Raw genomic sequence first — 6,925 nt, 5'->3', positions numbered from 1 at the left:
GAGAGAAATACCGTGAATAAAGGGCGGCGTCAGGCCGTAGGCCGGGATCTGTCCCTGCCCCATAATTTTCTGCGCGATGATGTCGCGGTCGAGCGTTAACTTCAGCGCGTTGCGTACGCGGACGTCGTCAAACGGCGCTTTCTTGTTATTGATTTCGTAATAGAAGGTGCACAGCAGCGGGCTGACTTTTCCTTCGTCTCCCAGCGCCTGCTGCAGCTTTTTGAACATATCGGGCGGCACCACGCTGTTGATCATGTCGGTACCGCCACTGCGATAGCGGTTTATATCGCTATTCTCAGAGGTGAGCGCCAGAAACACGCCTTCGTCCAGCGTGGTATGGGCATTGTCCCAGTAGTGCGGATTACGCTTCACCACGATCTGCTCGTTCACCACCCAATCTGCCAGCGTGTAAGCACCATTACCCACGTAGTGCTGCGGCTGTGTCCAGGCATCGCCCCACTGCTCTACCGCCGGACGATACACCGGTTTCATCGAAGTATGAGCCAGCATATCAACAAAATACGGGACCGGTTCAGAGAGCGTAACCTGCAAATGATGATCGTCCAGCGCTTTCACGCCGAGCTGGGAAGGCGCAGCTTTACCGGCGAGGATGGCATCAATGTTGCTGATGTGCGCAGCCTGCAAATAGCTGGCGTACGGCGAGGCGGTGCGGGGATCGGCCAGACGCTGCCAGCTGTAGACAAAATCCTGCGCGGTGACCGGCTCACCATTGCTCCAGCGGGCGTCTTTACGCAGCGTGAACGTCCAGATGCGGCCCTGCTGATTTTGCCACTGCTGCGCCACGCCGGGCACCAGTTGACCGTTGTTGTCGGTCTCAACCAGTCCTTCCAGCAGATTGCGAATCACATTGGATTCCGGCACACCCTCGACTTTTTGTGGATCAAGCGAGGACACTTCGCTGCCGTTGTTAATAACGATGCGTTGCGTATCCGCTAATGACGTCCCGGCTGGGATCTCAGCGGCCTGACTTTGCGCCAGCGCACTGGATAGGCAAAGCGCCAGAAACGTGCGCGCTGCCGTTTTCGCTACCATGCTTTTCATCAACCAATATCAACCTTCAACATAAACCTGATAGCAGTAAGCAAGAAGCGTACACATTTGTTGCTAGCAGATAAAAAATTTTGCGGTGAGCCGAAAATTATCAGAAGCGTTGCCAGCACGCCAAAGCTAAACCACAAAAATGTTAGCTGATTCTCTTTTATCACGTTGCCGCGCACAGGAAAAGTGTTAATTCTTGAGCAGAATTATCGATTAATCCACTGATAAATAATGAATTTCAGCCTGATTTGCACGTTAATTATTCGTTAATCAACTAACTTTATAATATTTACTAATATTGCTGCTTTCAATGCTGAAGCCCGGATATTTATTCGGATTTACAGCGCAAGCCATAGAATGATACTGCGGATTATTTTCAGGGCAGAGGGATATACTGTGACAATTATCACAGTATTTTGCGGGTCAGGCTATGTGCAGGATGGCATAAGTAGTAAAACTGATGAGGTTAAGCCAATATTAAGCGCGACAAATAAAATCACTATAATGGTGCAATATTTCGTTTAATTGCACCATTCTGGTTCACAAAGCGCTTAGCGATAAAAAATAACCGCCGTTAATTCAGTAATCCTGGAAACAGGGCTTTCATTCCGGTCACGACAAATTCAATGCCCAGCGCCATGAGCAGCAGCCCCATGATACGCGTAATGACGTTGATACCGGTTTGTCCCAATACGCGCACCATCAGCGGTGCGGCCCGGAATAATAACCAGCAGCAGAAGGCAAATATCGCAATCGCCAGGGTAAAGCCCAGCAGATTTGGCCAGCTGTGATAACGCGAGCTCCAGACAATGGTCGAGCTGATCGCGCCCGGCCCCGCCATCAGCGGCAGCGCCAGCGGCACCACGCCGATGCTTTCGCGAATCGCCGTTTCTGACTTCTCCTGCTTGTTCTGTTTGTCTTCACCCAGCTTGCCGCTGATCATCGACATGGCGATGGTGACCACCAGAATGCCACCGGCGATGCGGAAAGAGTCAATCGAGATACCAAACAGATGCAGGATACCGTCGCCAAGAAACAGCGAGGTCCAGAGGATAATCGCCACCGCCAGGTTCGCGGTCAGGTTGGTTTTATTGCGCTCCGCCACCGCCTGGTAGCTGGTCATGCTGATAAATACCGGAATAATGCCGACCGGGTTAACCAGCGCGAACAAACCCACAAAAAATTTAATGTAGCCAGAAAGATCGAGTAGCGCAGGGGTCACGGTGGGCTCCAGGTGATGGCGAAAAAAATCGCGCTTAATGTAGTGCAAAAGCCTGGCGAAACACCAGAGGCTAACGCAGAAATAAATGCTGCACTTAAAGCACTATCCCAGTTTATTCCGCTACTGTTAGCGCGATGTTATCGGCCTGCAGCGGGTCAGATCGGCTTCTGTAGCCGTCGACGCTAACTTTACTTGCAAAAGTGAGCGCTGAAAGGTGTCAGCTGATAGTTAAATTGATCTGCATCATAAATCGCCTACCCCATCAGGGGTAATCTTAGCCCATCGGAACTCAACCCTGTGACACAGGTCATCCTGGCGGAAAAACCTTTTTAGTAAGCAACGGCACGGGCATCGCCATCCTTAGCTATCCATAAGCGTAACGAGACTATACTTCTGGATTCAGGCTTGTTTACTAAAAAAGTTTAACTTCCTTAGGAGAGTATTATGGCCGTTACTAATGTTGCCGAGCTTAACGCACTGGTAGAACGTGTTAAAAAGGCACAGCGCGAATACGCCAATTTTAGTCAGGAACAAGTTGATACCATTTTCCGTGCGGCCGCCCTCGCCGCTGCCGATGCCCGTATCCCTCTCGCCAAAATGGCCGTTGCCGAATCCGGCATGGGTATCGTTGAAGATAAAGTCATCAAAAACCACTTCGCTTCCGAATATATCTACAACGCTTACAAAGACGAAAAAACCTGTGGCGTGCTGGACACCGATGATACCTTTGGCACCATCACCATCGCTGAGCCGATTGGCCTGATTTGTGGCATCGTGCCCACCACCAACCCGACCTCTACCGCCATCTTCAAGGCCCTGATTAGCCTGAAAACCCGTAACGGTATCATCTTCTCTCCTCATCCACGTGCCAAAGACGCCACCAATAAAGCGGCTGACATCGTACTGCAGGCTGCTATCGCGGCCGGCGCGCCAAAAGACATTATTGGCTGGATTGATGCGCCATCGGTTGAGCTCTCTAACCAGCTGATGCATCACCCGGATATCAACCTGATTCTCGCCACCGGTGGTCCGGGCATGGTGAAAGCGGCTTACAGCTCCGGCAAACCAGCGATTGGTGTGGGCGCGGGTAACACCCCGGTAGTAATTGACGAAACGGCCGATATCAAACGCGCGGTTGCCTCGATCCTGATGTCAAAAACCTTCGACAACGGCGTGATTTGCGCGTCTGAACAGTCAGTGATTGTGGTGGATTCTGTCTATGATGCCGTGCGTGAGCGCTTCGCCAGCCACGGTGGCTACCTGCTGCAGGGCAAAGAGCTGAAAGCGGTGCAGGATATCATCCTGAAAAATGGCGCGCTGAACGCGGCGATTGTCGGTCAGCCGGCTTACAAAATTGCTGAACTGGCAGGGATTAGCGTGCCGGTGAGCACCAAAATTCTGATTGGTGAAGTGAAACTGGTGGATGAGTCTGAGCCATTCGCCCATGAGAAGCTCTCGCCAACGCTGGCCATGTACCGCGCGAAAGATTATTACGATGCGGTGGATAAAGCAGAAAAACTGGTGGCAATGGGCGGTATCGGCCACACCTCCTGTCTTTATACCGACCAGGACAACCAGCGCGAGCGCGTAAACTTCTTCGGCGACAAAATGAAAACCGCGCGCATCCTGATCAACACCCCGGCTTCACAGGGCGGGATTGGTGACCTGTATAACTTCAAGCTGGCCCCTTCACTCACGCTGGGCTGCGGTTCATGGGGTGGTAACTCTATCTCTGAAAACGTAGGTCCAAAACACCTGATCAACAAGAAAACCGTGGCCAAGCGAGCTGAAAATATGTTGTGGCATAAACTTCCGAAGTCTATCTACTTCCGCCGCGGTTCTCTGCCAATTGCGCTGGAAGAAGTGGCGACAGACGGTGCAAAACGCGCCTTTATCGTCACCGACCGCTTCCTGTTCAACAACGGTTATGCTGACCAGGTTACCCGCGTGCTGAAATCACACGGTATTGAGACCGAAGTGTTCTTTGAAGTAGAAGCAGACCCAACGCTGAGCATCGTGCGTAAAGGTGCCGAGCAGATGAACAGCTTCAAACCTGACGTAATCATCGCCCTGGGCGGCGGTTCACCGATGGATGCGGCCAAGATTATGTGGGTGATGTACGAGCATCCGGAAACCCACTTTGAAGAACTGGCGCTGCGCTTTATGGACATCCGTAAACGTATCTACAAGTTCCCGAAAATGGGTGTCAAAGCGCGCATGGTGGCCATCACCACCACTTCCGGTACCGGTTCAGAAGTTACCCCGTTTGCGGTAGTAACCGACGATGCCACCGGCCAGAAATATCCACTGGCAGACTATGCCCTGACGCCGGATATGGCGATTGTCGATGCCAACCTGGTAATGGAGATGCCGCGTTCGCTGTGCGCCTTTGGGGGTCTGGATGCCGTCACCCATGCGCTGGAAGCCTACGTATCGGTACTGGCCAACGAATACTCTGACGGTCAGGCGCTGCAGGCACTGAAGCTGCTGAAAGAGAACCTGCCTGCCAGCTACCGCGACGGCGCGAAAAATCCTGTGGCGCGTGAGCGTGTTCACAATGCGGCGACCATTGCCGGTATCGCTTTCGCCAACGCCTTCCTCGGCGTGTGTCACTCCATGGCGCATAAACTGGGCTCTGAGTTCCACATTCCACACGGTCTGGCCAACGCCCTGCTGATTTGTAACGTGATTCGCTACAACGCGAATGACAATCCAACCAAGCAGACTGCCTTCAGCCAGTACGACCGTCCGCAGGCACGCCGCCGCTATGCTGAGATTGCTGACCATCTCGGTCTGAGTGCGGCTGGTGACCGTACCGCGCAAAAAATTGAAAAACTGCTGGCATGGCTGGAAGAGATGAAAACTCAGCTGGGCATCCCAACTTCTATCCGCGAAGCGGGCGTGCAGGAAGCTGACTTCCTGGCGAAAGTCGACAAGCTGGCGGATGATGCGTTCGATGACCAGTGTACCGGCGCTAACCCACGCTATCCGCTGATTGCTGAACTGAAACAAATCATGCTGGATACCTTCTATGGCCGTGAGTTCTCAGAAGCAGATAACAGTGTTGCTGCTGAGGGTGAAGCTAAAGCCGTTAAGAGTGAGAAGAAAACCAAGAAGGCCTGATTGGCCTGATACAAAAAAACCCGCTGCGGCGGGTTTTTTTATGCTGCGGCTATTCAGGCGTGAGGCAGTTGTGAACCGTAAATGGCGTTTAGCGAGCCGTCATTAATCGCCTGTTTATAGTGCTTGCGGCACACAGAGATATAGCGCTCATTACCACCGATCACCACCTGCTCCCCTTCGCTGAACGGTTTACCCTTAGCATCCAGTCGTAACACCATGCTGGCTTTGCGTCCACAGTGACACACGGTTTTCAATTCCACCAGCTTATCGGCCCAGGCCAGTAAATACTGACTGCCGGTAAATAACTCACCGCGAAAGTCGGTACGCAGACCATAACACAGCACCGGAATATCCAGATTATCTACCACGTCCGACAGGGCTTTCACCTGCTCACGCGTCAGAAACTGGCTCTCATCCACCAGTACACAGTGAACCGTCTGCTTCGCGTGCTGTTCCGCAATTTCACTTTCCAGGTTGGTCTGCGCGTTATATAAAAAAGCCGGAGACGAAAGACCAATACGCGAGCTGACTTTTCCGGCGCCGAAGCGGTCGTCAATTTCCGCGGTATACACCAGCGTACGCATGCCGCGCTCATGGTAATTGTAGGAAGACTGCAGCAATGCGGTGGATTTTCCCGCGTTCATCGCTGAGTAATAAAAATAGAGTTGCGCCATAAATGTCTCTTGTCACTGCCCGAAACTGTTGCGCGTGAGTCTATCATAAAGCTGCTGCACTGTTGCGATGCATTATTTTTATCAACTGCTCAAATTAACGTCATCGTCATAGATCAGCAGCATCGTTATCAACATTTCGCACGTTATGTCAAAGCCGTGATCATGCAGCAATTTTATTCAGTATTATTATCGCTGATGCCCGGGCGAAAGGCGCACAGCGGTATTTATCCCTGCAAAACCTGTGCTATCAAATCTATAAAAAGAATAATAAATAGCGCCTTAAAAAGCTTAACAACATTAACTTTACGTTTTGCTTTTTAATCTGGCTATTGCAGTTATTTTTCACCGCCACTATTATGAGGCGGCAGAACAACTCCATTTATTATATTTTGAGATTAGGACAATGAGCGAAGCACTTAAAATTCTTAATAATATCCGTACATTGCGCGCGCAGGCTCGGGAATGCTCTCTGGAAACACTGGAAGAGATGCTGGAAAAACTTGAGGTTGTGGTGAATGAACGTCGTGAAGAAGAATCTCTTGCCCAGGCGGAAAATGCCGAGCGCAGCCGTAAGCTGGAACAATATCGTGAAATGCTGATGGCAGACGGTATTGATCCAAACGAACTGCTGCAGGCATTAGCGGAAACCAAAGCGCCAGGTAAAGCCAAACGTGCGGCACGTCCGGCGAAGTATGGTTACGTCGACGAGAACGGTGAGAACCGTACCTGGACCGGCCAGGGACGTACGCCAGCCGTGATTAAAAAAGCGATTGAAGAACAAGGTAAACAACTGGACGATTTCCTGCTGTAAGGAACCAGTGCTTCGCAGCATGCCAGCCCTGGCGCT

The 6,925-nt window shown here is 51.6% G+C and carries 6 protein-coding genes; 3 read left to right on the top strand and 3 right to left on the bottom strand.

Annotation, left to right across the window (positions count from 1 at the left end):
* Window positions 1-1,062: ABC transporter substrate-binding protein (locus tag FT726_RS08675; RefSeq protein WP_346302674.1), on the bottom strand; the 1,062-nt coding region annotated here is incomplete at its 3' end.
* Between the two features lie 571 nt (window positions 1,063-1,633).
* Complete coding sequence (locus tag FT726_RS08670) at window positions 1,634-2,281, bottom strand: YchE family NAAT transporter (RefSeq protein WP_031280216.1); 648 nt, start codon at window positions 2,279-2,281, stop codon at window positions 1,634-1,636.
* A gap of 444 nt (window positions 2,282-2,725) precedes the next feature.
* Between FT726_RS08670 and adhE the strand changes: the two genes are divergently transcribed.
* Window positions 2,726-5,404, top strand: coding sequence for a bifunctional acetaldehyde-CoA/alcohol dehydrogenase (gene adhE, locus FT726_RS08665; RefSeq protein ID WP_058771261.1), 2,679 nt, complete (start codon window positions 2,726-2,728; stop codon window positions 5,402-5,404).
* Between the two features lie 53 nt (window positions 5,405-5,457).
* Here the strand turns inward: adhE and tdk are convergent, their stop codons facing one another.
* Window positions 5,458-6,078: a thymidine kinase gene (gene tdk / locus FT726_RS08660; protein WP_058774613.1), complete on the bottom strand. Its 621-nt coding sequence runs from the start codon at window positions 6,076-6,078 to the stop codon at window positions 5,458-5,460.
* A 9-nt stretch (window positions 6,079-6,087) separates the two neighbouring features.
* Between tdk and FT726_RS08655 the strand changes: the two genes are divergently transcribed.
* Together FT726_RS08655 and hns are read left to right on the top strand one after the other, a co-directional pair.
* Window positions 6,088-6,399 (top strand): hypothetical protein, encoded by a 312-nt coding sequence (locus tag FT726_RS08655; protein ID WP_127834136.1) that lies wholly within the window; start codon window positions 6,088-6,090, stop codon window positions 6,397-6,399.
* Between the two features lie 82 nt (window positions 6,400-6,481).
* Window positions 6,482-6,889, top strand: a complete 408-nt coding sequence (gene hns / locus FT726_RS08650; protein WP_031280215.1) for a histone-like nucleoid-structuring protein H-NS — start codon at window positions 6,482-6,484, stop codon at window positions 6,887-6,889.
* The last annotated feature ends 36 nt before the right edge of the window (window positions 6,890-6,925 follow it).

The sequence above is a fragment of the Pantoea sp. Morm genome (genome assembly GCF_016643525.1).
Taxonomy (GTDB): Bacteria; Pseudomonadota; Gammaproteobacteria; order Enterobacterales; family Enterobacteriaceae; genus Pantoea; species Pantoea dispersa.
The sequence above is the reverse complement of the archived record's forward strand: the minus strand, read 5'-3'. Positions and strand labels throughout refer to the sequence as shown.

Bases quoted from the DNA above. Each gene is read 5' to 3' on its own strand.
- adhE (WP_058771261.1), top strand. From the start codon at position 2,726: ATGGCCGTTACTAATGTTGCCGAGCTTAACGCACTGGTAGAACGTGTT.
- hns (WP_031280215.1), top strand. From the start codon at position 6,482: ATGAGCGAAGCACTTAAAATTCTTAATAATATCCGTACATTGCGCGCG.
- tdk (WP_058774613.1), bottom strand. From the start codon at position 6,078: ATGGCGCAACTCTATTTTTATTACTCAGCGATGAACGCGGGAAAATCC.